Source organism: Capnocytophaga felis (genome assembly GCF_009684755.1).
GTDB classification, from domain to species: Bacteria; Bacteroidota; Bacteroidia; order Flavobacteriales; family Flavobacteriaceae; genus Capnocytophaga; species Capnocytophaga felis.
In genome coordinates this window covers 424279-443592 of sequence record NZ_BLBC01000005.1, presented here as the reverse complement: position 1 = coordinate 443592, position 19314 = coordinate 424279, and the positions used below count along the sequence as shown (strand labels likewise).

19 protein-coding genes are annotated in these 19314 nt (G+C 37.7%); 11 read left to right on the top strand and 8 right to left on the bottom strand.

Annotated elements, in window-relative coordinates; translation table 11 throughout:
• The first annotated feature begins 133 nt into the window (after positions 1-133).
• The 6 genes from GN105_RS03245 (at position 134) to ald (ending at position 5179) form a co-directional block, all read left to right on the top strand.
• Positions 134-1033, top strand: coding sequence for a 1,4-dihydroxy-2-naphthoate polyprenyltransferase (locus GN105_RS03245; RefSeq protein WP_155283997.1), 900 nt, complete (start codon positions 134-136; stop codon positions 1031-1033).
• Positions 1034-1120: 87 nt separating this feature from the next.
• A complete protein-coding gene (locus GN105_RS03240) occupies positions 1121-1798 on the top strand; it encodes a metal-dependent hydrolase (protein ID WP_155283996.1) in 678 nt (225 codons plus the stop codon).
• A gap of 51 nt (positions 1799-1849) precedes the next feature.
• Positions 1850-3004 (top strand): 5-(carboxyamino)imidazole ribonucleotide synthase, encoded by a 1155-nt coding sequence (locus tag GN105_RS03235; RefSeq protein WP_155283995.1) that lies wholly within the window; start codon positions 1850-1852, stop codon positions 3002-3004.
• A 38-nt stretch (positions 3005-3042) separates the two neighbouring features.
• Positions 3043-3780 carry a hypothetical protein gene (locus GN105_RS03230; protein ID WP_155283994.1) on the top strand — a complete coding sequence of 246 codons (738 nt, stop codon included), beginning with the start codon at positions 3043-3045 and terminating at the stop codon, positions 3778-3780.
• Positions 3781-3791: 11 nt separating this feature from the next.
• The gene (locus GN105_RS03225; RefSeq protein WP_155283993.1) at positions 3792-3974 is read left to right on the top strand and encodes a CAL67264 family membrane protein; all 183 of its coding nucleotides are present in this window, start codon (positions 3792-3794) and stop codon (positions 3972-3974) included.
• Between the two features lie 95 nt (positions 3975-4069).
• Positions 4070-5179, top strand: coding sequence for an alanine dehydrogenase (gene ald, locus GN105_RS03220; protein WP_155283992.1), 1110 nt, complete (start codon positions 4070-4072; stop codon positions 5177-5179).
• Between the two features lie 52 nt (positions 5180-5231).
• On the opposite strand, the gene recJ is transcribed toward ald, so the two are convergent.
• Genes recJ through trpS form a run of 3 tightly spaced genes read right to left on the bottom strand, consistent with a single transcriptional unit; the run spans position 5232 to position 8356 of the window.
• Entirely contained in the window at positions 5232-6926 is a 1695-nt protein-coding gene (recJ, locus tag GN105_RS03215) for a single-stranded-DNA-specific exonuclease RecJ (RefSeq protein ID WP_155283991.1), read from the bottom strand.
• A gap of 28 nt (positions 6927-6954) precedes the next feature.
• Positions 6955-7371, bottom strand: a complete 417-nt coding sequence (locus tag GN105_RS03210; protein ID WP_155283990.1) for an OsmC family protein — start codon at positions 7369-7371, stop codon at positions 6955-6957.
• Between the two features lie 16 nt (positions 7372-7387).
• A complete protein-coding gene (trpS, locus tag GN105_RS03205; RefSeq protein ID WP_155283989.1) occupies positions 7388-8356 on the bottom strand; it encodes a tryptophan--tRNA ligase in 969 nt (322 codons plus the stop codon).
• Between the two features lie 97 nt (positions 8357-8453).
• On the opposite strand from trpS, the gene GN105_RS03200 reads away from it, so the two are divergent.
• From GN105_RS03200 to GN105_RS03180, 5 genes are all read left to right on the top strand, one after another.
• Positions 8454-9215 (top strand): creatininase family protein, encoded by a 762-nt coding sequence (locus tag GN105_RS03200; RefSeq protein ID WP_155283988.1) that lies wholly within the window; start codon positions 8454-8456, stop codon positions 9213-9215.
• A 75-nt stretch (positions 9216-9290) separates the two neighbouring features.
• Positions 9291-10532 carry an ornithine--oxo-acid transaminase gene (gene rocD, locus GN105_RS03195; protein ID WP_155283987.1) on the top strand — a complete coding sequence of 414 codons (1242 nt, stop codon included), beginning with the start codon at positions 9291-9293 and terminating at the stop codon, positions 10530-10532.
• Positions 10533-10548: 16 nt separating this feature from the next.
• On the top strand, positions 10549-11010 hold the full coding sequence (locus GN105_RS03190) for a hypothetical protein (RefSeq protein ID WP_155283986.1): 462 nt from the start codon (positions 10549-10551) through the stop codon (positions 11008-11010).
• 703 nt (positions 11011-11713) lie between these two features.
• Entirely contained in the window at positions 11714-12448 is a 735-nt protein-coding gene (locus GN105_RS03185) for a DUF6261 family protein (protein ID WP_155283985.1), read from the top strand.
• A 716-nt stretch (positions 12449-13164) separates the two neighbouring features.
• A complete protein-coding gene (locus tag GN105_RS03180; RefSeq protein WP_155283984.1) occupies positions 13165-14952 on the top strand; it encodes a chloride channel protein in 1788 nt (595 codons plus the stop codon).
• Positions 14953-15928: 976 nt separating this feature from the next.
• On the opposite strand, the gene rfbB is transcribed toward GN105_RS03180, so the two are convergent.
• The 5 genes from rfbB to rfbC are packed head-to-tail and all read right to left on the bottom strand — an operon-like array spanning position 15929 to position 19220.
• Positions 15929-16987, bottom strand: a complete 1059-nt coding sequence (rfbB, locus tag GN105_RS03175) for a dTDP-glucose 4,6-dehydratase (protein WP_155283983.1) — start codon at positions 16985-16987, stop codon at positions 15929-15931.
• A gap of 60 nt (positions 16988-17047) precedes the next feature.
• Positions 17048-17395: a four helix bundle protein gene (locus tag GN105_RS03170; RefSeq protein ID WP_227977327.1), complete on the bottom strand. Its 348-nt coding sequence runs from the start codon at positions 17393-17395 to the stop codon at positions 17048-17050.
• Between the two features lie 22 nt (positions 17396-17417).
• Positions 17418-18266 (bottom strand): dTDP-4-dehydrorhamnose reductase, encoded by an 849-nt coding sequence (rfbD, locus tag GN105_RS03165; RefSeq protein WP_155283982.1) that lies wholly within the window; start codon positions 18264-18266, stop codon positions 17418-17420.
• 8 nt (positions 18267-18274) lie between these two features.
• Positions 18275-18658, bottom strand: a complete 384-nt coding sequence (locus GN105_RS03160; protein WP_155283981.1) for a hypothetical protein — start codon at positions 18656-18658, stop codon at positions 18275-18277.
• A complete protein-coding gene (rfbC, locus tag GN105_RS03155) occupies positions 18645-19220 on the bottom strand; it encodes a dTDP-4-dehydrorhamnose 3,5-epimerase (protein ID WP_155283980.1) in 576 nt (191 codons plus the stop codon). The genes GN105_RS03160 and rfbC overlap by 14 nt, the downstream gene beginning before the upstream one ends.
• Positions 19221-19314 lie beyond the last annotated feature (94 nt).

Genomic DNA, 19314 nt, shown 5'->3' with positions numbered 1-19314 from the left:
AATTGCTGATTTTCTTATGGTTGAGTGATTAAGATGGCTTTGGAATTTTGTGAATCAAGTGTTTTTGAGCAAAAGTTATTCTGGCAGAAGAAAGATAAAGAATAGTAAAATTTCAACTTTAATTAAGAAATAAATGAAACTACGAACATATATAAAAGCCGCTCGATTGCGGACATTGCCTCTTTCTGTTTCGGGGATTATTATGGGGAGTGCTTTGGCGTTTCGTGTGGGTTATTTCCGGCAGGAAATTTTTTTGTTGGCACTTTTAACAACGATTCTTTTTCAGGTACTTTCTAATTTTGCAAATGATTATGGTGATGGAGTAAAGGGTACGGATAACGAAAATCGTGTTGGTCCTGAGAGGGCTTTACAAAGTGGAAAAGTAACTCGGAAACAAATGAAGTTTGTCGTTGTGGTAACGGCTTTGTTGTCAGTACTTTCAGCAATTGCATTGATTTATGTTTCCTTTGGAGAGGAAAATCTTTTATATACGCTGATTTTCTTTCTTTTAGGAGTGCTTTGTGTGGTGGCAGCAATCAAATACACGGTGGGAAAATCAGCTTATGGTTACAGAGGATTGGGAGATGTGTTTGTCTTTATTTTCTTTGGATTGGTAAGTGTGGTTGGTTCGTATTTTTTGTATGTGCATCAGTTGAATTGGAAAATATTTTTACCCGCTACGGCAGTTGGGCTGTTAAGTGTTGCTGTTCTGAATCTTAATAATATGCGTGATTATGAAAATGATAAGGCTGTAGGCAAGAATACGTTGGTGGTAAAAATGGGAATTGATTTGGCTAAATATTACCATTATTATTTGGTAGTTTTGGCTATGTTGTGTATGATGGCTTTTTCGATTTTGAACTTTCAGGTGCGTTGGCAGTTGCTTTATATGATAGCTTTTTTTCCGTTGGTGATTCATTTACTGTCTGTTAAGCGGAATAAAAACTTAAAAGATTTGGACAAAGAACTGAAAATTGTGGCATTGAGTACTTTTTTTTTAACAATATTGTTTTTCATTGCACAAATTTTGTAATTTCGCCAGCAAAGATATTTTAACTTGATATTTTATATTTAATCACTCAAATACATTTACTTTTATCTCATAGATGTTAAAAATACTATGGAAATAACTTTTTACGGACATTCTTGTATTGGAATAAAAACAGAGGATATAAATCTTTTGGTTGACCCCTTCATTTCAGGAAACCCTTTCGCAAAACACATTAACGTTGATCAAATAAAAGCTGATTACATCCTGATAACCAATGCTCATCAAGATCATACAATGGATGTTGAAGCCATCGCAAGCAGAACCAGAGCAAAAATTATTTCAAACTTTGAAATAGTTGAAAATTATTACAATTTGGGATTTGATGGACATCCTATGAATTTGGGCGGTTCGTTTGATTTTCCGTTTGGGCATTTGAAATTTGTACAAGCTTTGCATTCTTCAACATTTCCTGACGGAAAAACGGGAGGTTGTGCGGGAGGTTTTGTTTTGAAAACACCTGAAAAAACTGTTTACATAGCCGGAAATACGGCGTTACACTTTGATATGCAGCTTATTCCGGTGCGTCATAAGATAGATTTTGCTGTGTTGCCAATCGGTGGTAACTTCACAATGGACATAGAAGACGCTGTTATGGCTTCTGATTTTGTAAAATGTAATAGGGTGCTGGGCGTAAACTACGACACTTTCAGCTACATTAAGCTTGACCACGAATTGGCAAAACGCAGTTTTAAAGCCAAAGGAAAGGAGCTTTTGTTGCTTGAAATAGGCAGAACTATTACAATTTAATGAAGTATCTTTCTTATTTTTTATTCAGAATTACTTTGCAATTAATTTAAAATGAATTACTTTTCATCAGATTTTACTTTGGGCATATTAGGAGGAGGGCAATTGGGTAAGATGCTACTTTCCGAAACCCGAAAGTATGATATTAAAACGCACGTGCTAGATTCCAGTGCCGATGCTCCGAGTCGTTTGGCTTGTAATGAGTTCTTTCAAGGGGATTTGAATGATTATGAAGCGGTTTACAAATTCGGTAAAAATGTGGATGTTCTTACCATTGAAATTGAAAATGTGAATGTTGATGCTCTTGAGCAGTTAGAGAAAGAGGGGATAAAAGTATATCCTTCAGCAGAGAGTTTGAGAATCATTCAAAATAAAGGATTTCAGAAAAAATTTTATAAAAAAAACAACATCCCGACAGCAAGTTTCGAAACTTTTGCTTCGAAAGAAGAATTAAATCAGGCAGTTACAGAAGGCAAAGTTCAGTTTCCTTTTGTTTGGAAAAGTACTCGTTTTGGTTACGATGGAAATGGAGTAAAGGTTGTCCGTACAACGGAAGATTTAGCGAACATTGCTGATACAGAATGTATTGCTGAAGTGATGATTCCTTTCAAAAATGAATTGGCTGTAATAGTGGCTCGCAACCCGAAAGGAGAGATAAAAACATATCCTGTTGTAGAAATGGAATTCCATCCTGAAGCCAATCAGGTTGAATATGTGATTTGCCCGGCTCGGATTGCGAACGAAGTAGCTGAAAAGGCTCGGAAAGTAGCTCTTCAAGTGGCTGATGCTCTCAAAATTACGGGTCTTTTGGCTGTGGAAATGTTTCAAACTCAAGATGATGAAATTTTGGTCAATGAAGTGGCTCCGCGTCCTCACAATTCGGGTCATTACAGCATTGAAGCTTCCTACACAAGCCAGTTTGAACAACATTTGCGTGCTATTTTGAATCTTCCATTGGGCAGAACTGATAGCAAAGTAGCTGGAGTTATGGTGAATTTGGTTGGAGCAGAAGGCTATAAAGGTAACGTAGTTTATAAGAATATTGAAAAAATTATGGCTATGGACGGCGTTACACCACATATTTACGGAAAACGAGAGACGAGACCTTTCCGAAAGATGGGACACGTTACTATTATTGACGAAAATATTTCCAAAGCACGGGAAACAGCTCAAAAAGTAAAGGAAACTATTTTGGTAATCAGTAAATAAAGTAAAAACAGTTACAAACGTTTTTTATATATCATCAAATGAGAATATTTTTAGTTTTTCTAATTTCAACGATTGCTTTTGGACAAAATCTCAAAACAGATTGGCAAAAGGAAAATCTGAAAGGAAAAGTAAAATTTGTGGAAAGCATTGCGTATCGCTATGTTGGCAGTGAAGGTAAAAAGGAATCTCTGTCAAACTTCAATACACAAGAAAAATACAACAATCAAGGATTTAAAATTTCTGGTAGAAGATTTACAAATGAAGGGAAAACTTCTGCAAGCTGGCGATATTTTTATGATGATAAAAACCACTTGACGAAAGTCGAAATTCTGAATGAAAAAAATCAAATTGAAGAAGTTTTAAACTACACTTACGAAGCTGAGGTTCAGAAAGAGGAGGTTTTAGGATATGATGCATCAGGAAAACTCACTGGAAAGCAAGTTGCTTCGTATGACGAAAAAGGAAACAAAATCAATGAGTTGTCCTTAACTGCTGACGGTGCTTTTTTACTAAGGCAAGAAATTATTTATGATGCTAAAAACAACGTTTCGGAGAAAAGGTTTGAGGACAAGCAAGGAAAGAAAGTGCTTTTAAAGTATGTTTATGACGATAAAAATAATATCATAGAAGAAAATTACTACGGAGAAGGGAATCAGCTTTATGGACAGAAAATTTTCTCCTATAAATATGATTCAAAAGGCAACTGGACGCAACGCACTGAGCGTATTTATGAGGTTGAAAAGGTTGTTACGGAAAGAAAAATACAATATTTTTAAAAAGAAAGATTATGTCGATGAATAAAAATACCGTTTTAGGATATGCCACGCTTATAATGATAGTTGTGGGAGTAGGACTTATAGCCTTGGGAGCCTTCCGATATGATGATATTGCTGGGTTTGGCTTTGCTGCCGTAGGGATTGGTTTTTTTGCTATTGCGTGGGTATTCAACGCTTTAAAGGGAAGGGTTTAACTTTAAAGATAAAAAAATATCATTGTTTTTTGTATTTTTCAATGTGTTTTCATAACTTTAGCACATCAAAATAGATAATTTTAAATAAAAAAACAATGAAAATAGGAATTCCAAAAGAAATTAAAAACAACGAAAACCGTGTTGGAGCTACACCAAGTGGTGTGAGCGAATTAGTTAAAAACGGTCATACTGTCTATGTTCAAAAAACAGCAGGGCAGGGAAGTGGTTTCTCCGATGAGGAGTACGTAAAAGCTGGTGCAATTATTTTACCAACAATTGAGGAAGTTTATGCAACAGCTGATATGATATATAAAGTGAAAGAACCTATTGCTTCTGAATATGAATTGGTGCGTGAAAATCAGTTGGTTTTCACGTATTTTCATTTTGCTTCGGAAGAAGCTCTAACGCACGCGATGATAAAGCGAAAAGCTGTTTGTTTGGCTTACGAAACGGTTACTGCTTACAATTCGCTTCCTTTATTGACTCCAATGTCGGAAGTTGCGGGGCGTATGGCTGCCCAGCAAGGAGCCCGATTCTTGGAAAAACCTCAAGGAGGAAGAGGAGTACTGATGGGAGGAGTACCTGGAGTGAAGCCGGCAAAAGTGTTAGTGCTTGGAGGCGGGATTGTAGGTTATAATGCCGCAATTATGGCTGCCGGATTGGGGGCTGATGTAGTCATTGCAGATATTTCATTACCAAGATTACGAGTTCTAGATACCATCCTTCCAAAAAATATTGATACTTTGTTTGCTTCAACTTACAACATTCAAAATGAATTACCTTCGTGTGATTTGATTATCGGTGCCGTACTGATTCCGGGGGCAAAGGCTCCTCATCTTCTTACCAGAGAAATGCTCAAACTGATGAAAAAAGGTTCTGTATTGGTGGACGTAGCTATCGACCAAGGAGGTTGTTTTGAAACATCAAGAGTAACTACACATAGTGAGCCGGTTTACGAAGTTGATGGCATTCTGCATTACTGTGTGGCGAACATTCCGGGAGCTGTGCCGTACACCTCTACATTGGCATTGACCAACGCTACTTTGCCATACGCTATTGAACTTGCCAACAAAGGCTGGAAACAAGCTTGTCAGGACGATAAAGGACTTGAAGAAGGCTTGAATGTTGTTCAAGGAAAAGTAGTTTACAAAGCTGTGGCAGATACCTTTGGATTGCAATATACGCCCGTTTGTGAGGTGTATTAATACGAAATTATCAAAAAGGCAGGCAGTAGTTTTCTATTGCCTGTTTTTTATTTCACCGAATATCCCTCACTTTAAGTTGCAGGGAAGTGTTTCCATTCCAATGGTTTTCTTCGATGGAATAAACAATTTCAAAAGGTTTGCCCGATTTTACGAGCTCCAGCTTATGTCCTAAATTAAATCCTACTGCAGGAAAGAAATTTTTACCGTTGAAATCCTTTAAAGTAAGTCGCAGATGGCTATTATCTTTCCCGATTTGCTTTGCAAAGCCTGTATCAATCACGTTTTTGGCATAAAATATCGGAGGCATATTCTGCGGACCAAAAGGCTCGAATTGTTTTAAAATGTTGAACATTTTTTGATTGATTTTTTCCAGCGGAAGTTTGGTATCAATGGTGATTTTAGGTGATTTTAATTCCTTAGGAAGGGTTTTGGCAATCACTTCTTCAAATTTTTGTTTAAAAAGTGAATATTTTTCGGGAAGAATGGTCAGTCCGGCGGCATATTTGTGTCCTCCGAACTGTTCAATGTGTTCACTACATTGCTCCAAAGCCTCATAAATATCAAATCCTTGCACGGAACGAGCCGATGCAGCATATTTTTCACCACTTTTTGTAAAAACTACCGTTGGGCGATAGTAAGTTTCAATCAGTCGGGAAGCAACAATACCAATAACGCCCTTATGCCAATGCGGAGCATATACCACAGTAGCCGATTTTTCTTCTTCCCCATTGGCTTGTATCTGATTTAGTGCCTCTTGCTCAATGGTGGCATCCAATTCTTTACGCTCACCGTTAAAGGTTTCAATCTGCTTGGCTTTGGCAATAGCTTGGCTATAAGAACTTTCTGTTAGAAGTTTGACAGCAAACATTCCGTGTTCAATTCTTCCAGCTGAATTGATTTTGGGAGCCAATCCGAAAACAATATCCATCATTTGAACCGGTTTCCCTTCCATTCCCAATAAAACGGTAAGCCCTACCGACGGATTTTTGTTCAGTATTTCTAAACCGTAATGTAACATTACCCGATTTTCCCCCGTTACAGGAACAATGTCAGCTCCTATGGCAACTGCAACCAAATCCAACAAGGGTTGTATCTGTTCGAATGGGTTTTTTAGTGTTTTGTTTATCGCTTGTACTAATTTGAAGCCTACGCCACATCCGCAAAGCTCTTTGTATGGATAATTACAGTCGGTTTGCTTGGGATTTAAGACAGCTATTGCTTTGGGAATCACTTGTGAAGGGCGATGATGGTCGCAAATGATGAAATCAATGCCTTTTTCGCTGGCGTATTGTACCTTTTCGATGTCTTTTATGCCACAATCCAAAGCGATGATGAGCGAAAATCCGTTTTCTGAGGCATAATCAACTCCTTGAAAGGAAACGCCGTAGCCTTCGGTGTATCGGTCGGGGATATAGGCGGCGAGTTTGTGCGTAAACTGCTTTAAGTACAAATACATAAGCGAAACGGCAGTGGTTCCGTCCACATCATAATCGCCATAAATAAGAATTTTTTCCTGTTTTTCAAAGGCTCGTAACACTCTTTGCACTGCTTTTTCCATATCTTTCATCAAAAACGGATTGTGCAAGTCAGAAAGTGACGGACGAAAGAAGGTTTTTGCCTGTTCAAAATCGAAAATGCCTCGCTGGGCCAGCAAAGTGGCAGGAATTTCGCTGAGGTTTAGTTCCTTCTGAAGCTTTTTTACGATTTCTGATGGTGGTTGGGGCTTAAATATCCAATGATGAATCATATTGTTAAGGATTAGTGAACTTTTCGGATTACTTTTTGTGAAAAAAGACTTTCGTTTCTATTTTTGCAAACTGTTTGAACATCTGCATAACGCCACAATATTTTTCAACGGACAAATCTACGGTTCTTTTCAGTTTTTCCTCATTAAGATTGGTACCCGAAAAGTGATATTCCACTCGCACAGTGTGATACACTTGCGGATGTCCTTCCGTTAGTTCGCCAAAGGTTTCAATTTTGAACTCATCGACTTCTAATTTCATTTTTCGTATGAGTGATGCTATGTCCAAGCCCGAGCATCCTGCCAAAGCAGAAAGCATTAACGCCTTGGGGCGGAGTCCTTGTCCTTTTCCGCCGTTTTCTATTCCGGCATCAATTAAAATTTCTCCTCCCGGATTGTTCGACGAGAAGAGCATATCGCCTTTCCAAACAGTGGTTATTTGATGCATATCGTTATTTTTTTGGTTAATATCCTACTTTTTGGCGTACTCTTTTCAGGACTTCGTTGGCTGTTTTTTGAGCTTTGGCAGCTCCTTCTTGCAATATTTTCTCCAACTCATCGAGGTTGTCCATATAATAGTTGAACTTTTGACGCGGTTCGGCAAATTTTTCAAGCAAGAGTTCGTAAAGGGCTTGTTTGGCGTGTCCGTAGCCGTAGTTCCCCCCCAAATAATTGGCTCGCATTTGCTCGGCTTGCTCCTCTGAAGCCATCAATCGGTATAAAGCGAACACGTTGCAGGCGTCGGGGTTTTTCGGAGCTTCAAGCGGTGTGCTATCGGTTTGGATATTCATCACTTGCTTCCGAAGTTGTTTCTCTGGAAGGAAAATATTGATAAAATTGTTACGCGATTTGCTCATCTTTTCGCCGTCTGTTCCGGGGATTATCATAATTCTTTCCTCGATTTTCGCTTGCGGAAGCACGAAAGTTTCTCCCATTTGATGATTAAAACGCGAAGCGACATCTCTGGTAATTTCCAAGTGTTGCAATTGGTCTTTTCCAACGGGAACTATCTCAGCATCATAGAGTAAAATATCGGCTGCCATCAGCATTGGGTAAGTGAAAAGCCCTGCATTGACGTCTTCGAGACGGTCTGCTTTATCTTTGAACGAATGGGCAAGGGTAAGACGCTGATACGGGAAAAAGCAACTCAAGTACCACGAAAGTTCGGTAGTTTGCGGAACATCACTTTGGCGGTAGAAAACCACTTTTTCGGTATCTAACCCGAAGGCGAGCCACGTGGCAGCCACGCTGTAAGTGTTGGAGCGAAGTTCTTCTCCGTTTTTGATTTGTGTGAGCGAGTGCATATCCGCGATGAATAAAAAGGATTCGTTTTTAGGGTCTTGTGCCATTTGCATTGCCGGAAGGATAGCCCCCAAAATGTTTCCCAAATGCGGAGTTCCTGTACTTTGTATGCCTGTTAGTATTCTTGCCATATTTCTGTGAATTTTCAAATTATTAAACCCGACAAAATTACAAAAACATTTTCAAATTTTTTATACCTTTGTAGCTCAATCAAAATTAAAGTTATATATGCGACCTTACATTTTAGCTGAAACCAATTGGAAAGCAATTCAAGAAACGCAATTTTCCGTTGCCATACTTCCGTGGGGAGCTACCGAAGCTCATAATTATCATCTTCCGTATGCTACTGATGTTATTGAATCGGAGTGTATTGCTGCCGAAGCGGCTCGCATTGCTTGGGAACAAGGCAGCAAGGTGATTGTTCTGCCGGCTATTCCTTTTGGAGTAAACACAGGGCAGGCGGACATTACGCTTGACATCAACATCAATCCCAGCACAGAGCTTATCTTACTGACAGATATTGTTGAAACACTCAACCGGCAAGGGATTTACAAATTGGTGATTCTCAACAGCCACGGAGGGAATGATTTCAAACCGATTGTTCGTGAATTAGGGCTAAAATTCCCCAAAATGTATATTTCACTATGCAATTGGTTTCAAAATCCGGAGAAGAAAAACTATTTTGATAACGTAGGAGACCACGCCGATGAGATGGAAACCAGTCTGTTGATGTATTTGCGTCCTGATTTGGTGCTTCCGATAGCAAAAGCCGGAAATGGAGCCGAAAAAAAGCATAAAATAACCGAATTCACGCAAGGTTGGATGTGGGCAGAGCGTCAGTGGAGTAAAGTTACGGCTGATACGGGCATTGGCGACCCCAAACTTGCCACCGCCGAAAAAGGAGAGCGTTATTTTAAGTACATTACGGAAAAAATAGGCAATGTTTTGGTTCAGTTGGATAAATTAGATACAGAAAGTCCTTATCGGTAGCATTTTATTTGTATAAAACAAATTATTTTGTATATTGCGGAACTTTTAATAACTATTTTCTAAACAAAAATATATATGACAATAGAAGGATTATCATCTAAACAAGCAATGGAGCTTGAGGACAAACACGGAGCACATAATTATCATCCACTTCCTGTGGTTTTGAGTAAAGGCGAAGGAGTTTACGTGTGGGATTTGGAAGGAAAAAAGTATTTTGACTTCTTGTCGGCTTACTCGGCTGTAAATCAGGGGCACTGTCATCCCAGAATTATCGGAGCGATGACAAAACAAGCCCAGACGCTTACGCTCACATCGCGAGCCTTCTATAATGACAAATTAGGAGTTTACGAAAAATATATAACGGAATACTTCGGCTTTGACCGAATGTTGCCAATGAACACGGGGGCAGAGGCGGTTGAAACTGCCATTAAAATATGCCGAAAATGGGCGTACGAGAGCAAAGGTGTGCCTGAAAGCCAAGCCATCATCATAGTTTGTGAGCAGAATTTCCACGGGAGAACTACCACAGTGGTTTCGTTTTCGTCGGATAAGAATGCTCGAAAAAATTTCGGACCATACACCCCCGGATTTATTACCATTCCGTATGACGACCTCAAAGCATTGGAGAAAACATTGGCAGAAAACCCGAACGTAGCCGGATTTTTAGTGGAACCCATTCAAGGAGAAGCAGGTGTGTATGTTCCGTCAGACGGATTCCTCAGCGGAGCAAAAAAACTCTGTGAAAAACACAACGTACTGTTTATCGCCGATGAGGTACAAACAGGAATTGCCCGCACCGGAAAGCGTCTGGCTGTTGACCACGAAAATGTAAAGCCCGATATGTTGGTTCTGGGTAAAGCACTCAGTGGTGGGGCTTATCCGGTAAGTGCCGTACTTGCCGACAGCCATATTATGGAGGTGATTAAGCCGGGACAACACGGAAGCACCTTCGGAGGGAATCCCGTAGCGGCTGCCGTTGCGATTGAAGCCTTACAAGTTGCCGAAGACGAAAACTTAGCCGAAAATGCTCAAAAATTGGGTGAAATCTTCCGTAGGGAAATCGGAGAGTATATCAAAAACTCAAATATTGCATCGCTGGTACGCGGAAAGGGACTGTTGAATGCGGTAGTTATCAACGATACGGAAGAAAGCGACACGGCGTGGAACATTTGTTTGCGTATGCGAGATAAAGGACTGCTGGCAAAGCCTACACACGGTAATATTATTCGTTTTGCACCACCTTTGGTAATGAGCGAAAGCCAGTTAAAAGAATGTATTGACATTATCATAAGCACATTAAAGGAGTTCGAAAAATAATTTAAAGCGTACATATATGGAAAATCAATTAAATTCATCTTGGGGCGATAATAAAAAGTTAGAAGTTACGCCGTTTATTAAAGATATTCTTTCAGAAACAGCAAAATGGGCGAAGTTTCTGGCTATCGTAGGCTTTGTAGGGATTGGATTTTTATGTTTGGTAGGTATTTTTACACTTGTTATAGGGGTATTTCATTCATTCGGTTTGCTTACGATTTATTTAGTTCCTGTAGGATTAATGAGCTTCATAATTGCTTTCATTTACTTCTTTCCAATAAGATATCTGTACAATTTTTCGATAAAGATGAAAAACGCTTTGACTCTTACAGATGATCAAGCTTTTTCGGAGAGTTTTTCTGCTTTAAAATCACATTATAAGTTTGTAGGAATCCTTATGATTATTGTTGTTTTAATATATCTCATAAACTTTTTTATGTTTTTTTTGGAAGCAATATTCGGGGAGACGGTATTGTTGTAAATTTTTAAGTTAAACAACTTTTTTTTGATTTTGACCTTGCAGAGATGTAAGGTCAAATTTTTTTAAGAGGAAGCAAACTTTTTTCTGATGCCTTACCATTTTAAAACAACTCGGTGAAGGAGATATTTATAAGATAGCTAAATTCCCTTGACAGAAAAATTTTCTTTGTTTGCTTGAAATCAAAATGCGTACTGCTTACAAATTAGTTTTTTTAAGATAATAGAAAATTATAACTGTGATAATAATTTTTTGAAAATAGGTTTTTATCCTTATTGGAAGAATATAATACATATGATTATAAGAAATTATTTCGATTACATCTGTAAAATGTTTCCGAAAATGAAAATCTGTTTGGAAAGTAAGAATCGGAGTGCTTTTCTTAACAAAATCCAAACAGAAAGTTATCAGCAAAAAGTTTTCTTGTGTAAATCTAAATAGAAAGTTATCAGCAAAAAGTTTTTTTTAAAAAATCCGAATGGAAAACTATCAGAGAAAAGTTTTTCTGCTGTGCGAAAAATAATTCCGAGAAAACTTTTCTTTTGACAGATGTAAATTCAACCTAAATGTAAAAAACAATCTTTTGCAAATTTCAATCCGAACAAAATCATTCAAGAAAGTTACTAAATGATTGTTAAATAATTTGTTATTTACAAAAAAGTGAATTATCTTTGAGGCATATTTGATTCTTAAAAAGAAAACACGTATGAAAACAACAAAACTAATTTTCAGTTTCTCAAAACTAAGGAATAGCGAGTATCCGTTAGTTGTAGAACGTATTTTGGAGATTGTTGCAAAGCACAATCTGGAAGAATTAGCTTTGAAAAAGGCGTATGACAGGGTTGCACTACTTCAACCGGAATTGGAAAAAATCAAAATTCAGGAAAAAGCAAGTGGTTTTACAACTGAAATAGCTGCGGCGAATAAGTTGCGGGATAAAATAACGATAGTTATTTTCAATTTGGTGAATAATTTCAAACAATTAGGGATTTCGCCTTACTCCGATAATGCGAAAGTACTTCATTTGTGGCTGTCAAAGTATGGAAAAGGCATTGTTAAGGAAAATAATACCTCGCAAACAGAGAAAACAAACCAGTTAATTGCTGAGATGGAAGCAGATGAAGCTATTAAAAAGGCACTTTCTCAGTTGCATCTTACGGATTTACTCAACCGATTAAAGAAAGCCAATGAGGATTTTGAAAGACTTTTCCGCTCTCGTACTTCTGAAATTGCCGGTATACCCGAAGTAAATGCAAAAGCAATCAGGCAACAGGCAGATAAGGAATTGAATAAACTTTTTGTGGCTATTGATTTCTGTGTATCGGAATACGAGGATAAAGATTACAAACCACTAATTAACGAGCTGCAAGAATTGCTTAATTATCATAAAACGCAAATTAAATCAAGAAAGAACAAGAAAACACTTCCTGAAGTTGCATAGATTGCAATAAAAAGCGTGTTAGTTTAATAACTTGATAAATGAATTCAGATAAGAAAAGGAGTTGAGGTCTTATTTTTTAAAAGACTTTGGCTCTTTTTGTTTAATGTACGTATAAAATTTACTCGGATTACAATAATATTATACTAATAATGGAAGATATATTGTAATTTTGTTGCGGTAAAAGTGATTTTATAGCTTGTTGTTACTTCGAATGATTTGCGGGAACGCAGTGGAGCAAATCGTATCGAGAAGTTTTCATTTAGTTCTCGATATGATTTTTACTTTCGCTTTGCTACACTAAAATTCACTCGAACTGACGAGCAGATATTTTTTGAATGTTCTTGGGAAAATAGTTTTATAGCTTGCTGTCACTTCGAGTGATTTGCGTGAACGCAGTGGAGCAAATCGTATCAAGAAGTTTATTATTTAGTTCTCGATACGAATTTTACTTTCGCTTTGCTACACTAAAATTCACTCGAACTGACGAGTAAACATATTTTGAATGTTCTTGATAAAAACGATTTTATAGCTTGCTGTCACTTCGAGTGATTTGCATAAACGCAGTGGAGCAAATCGTATCGAGAAGTTTTCATTTAGTTCTCGATACGAATTTTACTTTCGCTTTGCTACACTAAAATTCACTCGAACTGACGAGCAGATATTTTTTATATAATCAAGATAAAACCTGATGTAATACTACTTTATTTTTCGATTTTATGAAAGTTAGAAAGAAAAAAATAGTAAAATTTTTAATTTGGAAATCCAAACACCTTACTAATCATCAATTCATATTGATTTTGTGTGCTATAATAGGTATGGTTTCAGGAATTATGGCAGTTTTTATCAAAAAACTCACTTCACTGATTCAATATCTGCTTCAAAATGGTTTGGTAGCATCATATCATACGGCTTTCTACTTTTTTTTCCCTACGATAGGCTTTTTGATAGTATATTTCATTATAAAATACATCATTAAAAAACGTCCCGAACCTGGAATTCCATATACATTATATGCCATTTCACGACTGAAAGGACTAATCCCTTCCAAACAGATGTATGCAAGCCTTATTACAGCTCCATTCACAGTAGGTTTCGGCGGGTCGGCAGGTTTGGAAGGTCCTATGGTAATTTCCGGAGCAAGTTTCAGTTCTTATTTAAGTAAATTGTTTCACATTAATCAATCGGAACGTATGTTACTCATTGCTTGTGCTTGTTCTGCTACAATGGCGGCAATGTTTAAAGCTCCCGTAGCTGCCATAATCTTTGCCATTGAGGTTTTTAGTTTGGATTTAACTTTAGTATCATTACTTCCGCTAATTTCTTCATCTTTGCTGGCTGTTTTGACCTCATATTTTTTCTTGGGAAATGAAATTCTGATTCCGATTAACTTAGACGGAGAGTTTACACTAAAAGATGTACCTTATTACATACTTTTGGGGGGATTGACAGGCTTAATTTCAATCTATTTCTGTACGATATATCAGCAGATTTTATCCTATTTTGATAAAATGGACTCCTATATGAAGCGTTTGTTCTTCGGCGGATTGATGTTGGGGCTTCTTATCTTTTTTATACCTCCGCTTTATGGAGAAGGGTTTGAGGTTATGAATACGCTCATTAGTGGAAATCCGAAAGACGTGCTTCGGAATGCTTTTAATTGGGAAGCCGAAAATGCGTGGTCTATTATTGTGATGATGACGGGATTAGTTCTTTTCAAAGTGGTAGCAATGGCAACTACGGTAGGAGCAGGCGGAATAGGAGGGGTATTTTCTCCGGCTCTTTTTACGGGTGGCATACTTGGAAATCTGTTTGCAAGAGTCGCCAATCAGTTTGGGTTGTTCGGACACTCGTTACCGTTGGCAAGTTTTACCTTAGTGGCAATGGCAGGACTTGTAGCGGGGGTATTGCACGCACCACTGACGGCTATCTTCCTCATAGCAGAACTTACGGGAGGATATACGCTGTTTATCCCGCTGATGATTGTAGCTTCTGTTTCATTCGCTCTGTCTAAATATTATATAAAACATTCGCTTTATACGAAACAGTTGGCTCAGGAGGGTAATCTCATCACGCACGATAAAGACCAGAAAATTCTCACGCTGATGAATATTGATTCGGTTATTGAAAAAAATCTTATTCCTGTTACGGCGGATATGACTTTAGGAGAGTTGATACATAACGCAGTGATAAAATCGAACAGAAATGTATTTCCTGTAATTCACTCGGAGACAAAAATGTTTGAGGGTATCATTCTGCTGGATAACATTCGTACAATAATGTTCAAACAAGAGTTATATCAAACTGTAAAGGTGAAAGACGTGATGCAATCCCCTCCTGGTATAATCCGATTGGAGAAAGACAAGATGGCTGACATAATGGATAAATTTCAAAAGACCAATGCGTGGAATTTGCCCGTAGTAAAAGAAGGTGTTTACATAGGATTTGTATCTAAATCGAAGCTCTTGACAGCCTACCGTAAGAATTTAATTTACTTTTCTACCTAAAATTCATTAAGAAACATATCATAAAACAAAAAATCGACAAGCATTCCGTTTGGAAAGTTGTCGCTTTTTTTATTGCTATAACCAATTTATATAAATTCAATAGTTTTTTCTTTTTTATAATAATTGTTTTACATCCCCCTGCCCCCTTAAAAGGGGAATTTGAGATTTATATTTTTAAATTATATAAGATTTGTACGTCAGTAATAGTTTTTTATTCCCCCTTTCAAGGGGGTAGGGGGATGTTACTTATTATTTATTTGACTTGATACATATGTACTGTTTTGTCAGGCTGAGCGTAGTCGAAGCCTTGTGAGTAAAAGCTTCGACTTCGCTCAGCTTGACATTCTGGTATTATAAAAATGTTTTCAGATAGTATTTCAGTTTGAAAATTGTATTAAAATAAAAAGCGACATTCATTCCGTTTGGAAAGTTGTCGCTTTCTGTATTTTTTTGATATTATTATTTGACTTGATAGCTATGTACTATTTTGTCAGGCTGAGCGGAGTCGAAGCCTTGCAAGTAAAAGCTTCGACTTCGCTCAGCTTGACACTCTGGTATTGTCAAAGTGTTTTCAGATAGTATTTCAGTCTGAAAAATGTATTAAAATAAAAAAGCGACATTAATTCCGTTTGGAAAGTTGTCGCTTTTTTTATTGCTATAACTAATTTATATAAATTCAATAGTTTTTCTTTTTTATAATAATTGTTTTACATCCCCCTGCCCCCTTAAAAGGGGGATTTGAGATTTATATTTTTAAATTATATAAGATTTGTACATCAGTAGTAGTTTTTTTATTCCCCCTTTTAAGGGGGTAGGGGGATGTTACTTATTATTATTTGACTTGATAGCTATGTACTCTTTTGTCAGGCTGAGCATAGTCGAAGCCTTGCAAGTAAAAACTTCGACTTCGCTCAGCTTGACATTTTGGTGTTGTAAAAGTGTTTTCGGATAGTATTTCAGTCTGAAAAATATTACCCTATCGGTTTTTGTACATCTGGTCATAATATTTTTGGTAGTCGCCACTTGTGATAGTATCTAACCATTCTTGATTTTGCAGATACCAAGCTACGGTACGGCGAATTCCTTCTTCGAACTGTAAGGAAGGCTCCCATCCGAGTTCATTTTTAATTTTTGTGGCGTCGATAGCATAGCGAAGGTCGTGTCCTGCCCGGTCAGTAACAAACGTAATGAGTTTTTCAGAGGTTCCTGCGGGGCGACCCAGCTGCTTATCCACTTCCTTGATGATGACGCGTATCAAGTCGATGTTTTTCCACTCGTTAAAGCCCCCGATGTTATACGTGTCGCCAATTTTACCCTTGTGGAATATCACGTCAATTGCTCTGGCGTGGTCTTCAACGAAGAGCCAATCTCGCACGTTTTCGCCTTTGCCGTAAACGGGTAGGGGCTTATTATTGCGAATGTTATTGATGAATAGGGGGATTAATTTCTCGGGAAACTGATAGCTTCCGTAGTTGTTGGAGCAGTTGGAAATAACAGTCGGAAGTCCGTACGTGTCTTGATAGGCTCGAACGAAGTGGTCGGACGAGGCTTTCGATGCCGAATAGGGCGAATGCGGGTCGTATTTCGTATTTTCAGTAAAAAGCGTATTGTCCATCTGCAAAGCACCGTACACCTCATCGGTGGAGACGTGGTAGAAGAGCTTTCCGTTCCAATTATCGTTCCAAACCTCGCGTGCTGCCTGCAAGAGAGATAGCGTACCCATAACGTTGGTTTTGGCAAAGGTGAAAGGATCTTTAATGCTTCTGTCCACGTGGCTTTCTGCTGCCAAGTGAATGATTCCGGTGATGTTTTTACGCTCGATGAGTTGTTTCATCGCCTGAAAGTCGCAGATATCAGCCTTTACAAACTCGTAGTTGGGTGATTTTTCTACGTCTTTTAGGTTTTCCAGATTGCCGGCGTACGTCAGCAAGTCCAAATTAATGATGTGGTATTCAGGATATTTGTTTACAAACAATCGAACCACGTGCGAGCCTATAAATCCGACTCCTCCTGTTATTAAAATGTTTTTTTTCATTTGATGTAAATTATTTTGTTAAGGATAAAGGATAAAGTGTAAAGGATAAAAAAGCTAAGTTTATTTTTTTCTCATTTTTGAATGAATTGCACCTATAATATTCATCAACTCTTTGCTTTCTTGTTCCAAATCTTTCCAATTGCTATTATTGTCATAAATTCTGATAAGTATTCGTATCCAATAATTCGTTTCTCTGATTTCTTTCAAACATATTCCGATTTTATTGGTAAAATCGGCTTGAGAGACAGCTCCTTGTGATTCTTCATAATTAGCTCCTACTGAAGTTGCTGCTCTTATCAGTTGATAGGCAATCAATTTGTATTCGGTATTGATAGGAAGTTTTCTGACTTCGTGAATAACTGAAATAGAAAATTCAAACAGCCGGTTTTGTAGGTTTATACTTTTCACTTTATCCTTTGTACTTTATCTTTTATCCTTTTTTTAACGCTTCTTTCCAGTGTGAAATGGTATAATTAAAATCTTTTTTCAGCTTTGATTTGTCCAAAACGGAATAACTCGGACGTTTCACTTTGCTCGGAAATTCGTTTGACAAACAAGGTTTTACAATGCAACTGCTTCCCGACATACGAACGATTTCGATTGCAAAGTCATACCACGAACATACGCCTTCATTCGAGAAGTGATACACCTCGCGTTTGCCTCTGTATAAATCTTTCTCAATGACATAAATGATAAATTCGGCTAAATCACGAGCATTCGTAGGCGTTCCAACTTGGTCGAAAACTACTTTTAGTTCATTCCGTTCGCAACTGAGTCGCTGAATGGTTTTGACGAAATTATTCCCAAAGGAAAGTGAATACAACCACGAAGTTCGGATAATAAGATGGTCAATATCAGCATTGCGAATGGCTTTTTCGCCGTCTAATTTAGTTCTTCCGTAAACGCCTAAGGCTTTGGTAGGGTCAGTTTCGGTGTAAGGTGTGTTTTTGTCGCCTCCGAAAACATAATCTGTTGATATATGGATAAGTACGATGTTGTTTTCTTTGCAAATTTCAGCGAGATTACGCACCGCAATGTGGTTTATTAAATCGGCGGTTTCAGCATCGTCTTCGGCTTTATCCACATTGGTGTATGCCGCACAATTTATGATGATTTGAATGTTGTTTTTCTTTACGAAATCGGAAACGGCTCTTTTGTCGGTAATATTTAACTCCGAAGCATCTGTATAGAAATAATTTCCTACGTTGTTTTTTATGTTTCTATTTTGAATTTCAGAGCCTAATTGTCCGTTTGCCCCTGTTATTAAAATATTTTTCATAGGTGAGACTAAAATTTTGTCGAGTGATTTCTAATTCGCAGAATTGCTTGCCTCCCGTTGAAGATAAGCAGTAATAACAGCGGTAAATATATTGTAAATAAGATGATGATTGTCAGACGTATTCCTCCCGTAAGTGCGAATGCGATTCCCATAGGAAACGTGAGGAAATTCACACCGAAGAAAACAGCAAACAACAGATGATAGCCTGCTTCAAGCCATTTTTTCTTTGAAACGAATACTAATAGAGACAATCCAATTCCCGCAAGCCCCATTCCGATTGAAAACGAGCCGAAATAGTCAGGTTTTATCATCAATATTTCGTTAGTGATAACTAAAATTGCTATCAGATTGAACAAATGGAGTATTTTAGTAGTAAAATCACTCGATTTCATATAGGTTCATATTAAAATTGAAGTGATAAGCGTCTTTCAAAAGCGGACTTTCTTTGTCTTTTTCAGAAAGGATAATGTCATCGTGAGGGATTTTCCAGTCAATTTGCAATTCGGGGTCGTTCCACGATATGCTCCCTTCGTGTTCGGGATTGTAATAATTGTCGCATTTATATTGAAAAATGACTTCATCACTGAGAACTGCAAATCCGTGAGCAAATCCTCTGGGGACGAACAATTGTCGCTTATTTTCAGCAGAAAGTTCAACGGCAACGTGCTTTCCGAAAGTAGGTGAGCCTTTGCGAATATCGACCGCAACGTCTAAGACCTTTCCGACTACCACACGCACTAATTTTGACTGACAAAAAGGCGGTTTTTGGAAATGAAGTCCGCGTAAAACTCCGTATCGTGATTTTGATTCGTTATCCTGCACGAAAGTAGTATTACAAATCTGTTCCATAAATTTTTGCTGTGAAAACGACTCAAAGAAATATCCTCGCTCGTCGCCAAAAATTTTCGGTTCGATGATAATGACGTCTTTTATTTCTGTTTGTGTTATGTTCATAAACTGTTTATAATCAATATTTTATTTTGAAATAATGTCTTTTTAACCATTCTCGATACAGCGGGTCTTGGAAAGTAAGTTTCCCGGCAATATC

Coding starts and splice junctions, on each gene's coding strand:
- GN105_RS03240 (WP_155283996.1), top strand. CDS start 1,121: ATGGAAATAACTTTTTACGGACATTCTTGTATTGGAATAAAAACAGAG.
- ald (WP_155283992.1), top strand. CDS start 4,070: ATGAAAATAGGAATTCCAAAAGAAATTAAAAACAACGAAAACCGTGTT.
- rfbB (WP_155283983.1), bottom strand. CDS start 16,987: ATGAAAAAAAACATTTTAATAACAGGAGGAGTCGGATTTATAGGCTCG.
- GN105_RS03200 (WP_155283988.1), top strand. CDS start 8,454: ATGCGACCTTACATTTTAGCTGAAACCAATTGGAAAGCAATTCAAGAA.
- recJ (WP_155283991.1), bottom strand. CDS start 6,926: ATGATTCATCATTGGATATTTAAGCCCCAACCACCATCAGAAATCGTA.
- GN105_RS03185 (WP_155283985.1), top strand. CDS start 11,714: ATGAAAACAACAAAACTAATTTTCAGTTTCTCAAAACTAAGGAATAGC.
- GN105_RS03210 (WP_155283990.1), bottom strand. CDS start 7,371: ATGCATCAAATAACCACTGTTTGGAAAGGCGATATGCTCTTCTCGTCG.
- rocD (WP_155283987.1), top strand. CDS start 9,291: ATGACAATAGAAGGATTATCATCTAAACAAGCAATGGAGCTTGAGGAC.
- rfbD (WP_155283982.1), bottom strand. CDS start 18,266: ATGAAAAATATTTTAATAACAGGGGCAAACGGACAATTAGGCTCTGAA.
- GN105_RS03225 (WP_155283993.1), top strand. CDS start 3,792: ATGTCGATGAATAAAAATACCGTTTTAGGATATGCCACGCTTATAATG.
- rfbC (WP_155283980.1), bottom strand. CDS start 19,220: ATGAACATAACACAAACAGAAATAAAAGACGTCATTATCATCGAACCG.
- GN105_RS03160 (WP_155283981.1), bottom strand. CDS start 18,658: ATGAAATCGAGTGATTTTACTACTAAAATACTCCATTTGTTCAATCTG.
- trpS (WP_155283989.1), bottom strand. CDS start 8,356: ATGGCAAGAATACTAACAGGCATACAAAGTACAGGAACTCCGCATTTG.
- GN105_RS03245 (WP_155283997.1), top strand. CDS start 134: ATGAAACTACGAACATATATAAAAGCCGCTCGATTGCGGACATTGCCT.
- GN105_RS03235 (WP_155283995.1), top strand. CDS start 1,850: ATGAATTACTTTTCATCAGATTTTACTTTGGGCATATTAGGAGGAGGG.
- GN105_RS03230 (WP_155283994.1), top strand. CDS start 3,043: ATGAGAATATTTTTAGTTTTTCTAATTTCAACGATTGCTTTTGGACAA.
- GN105_RS03190 (WP_155283986.1), top strand. CDS start 10,549: ATGGAAAATCAATTAAATTCATCTTGGGGCGATAATAAAAAGTTAGAA.
- GN105_RS03180 (WP_155283984.1), top strand. CDS start 13,165: ATGAAAGTTAGAAAGAAAAAAATAGTAAAATTTTTAATTTGGAAATCC.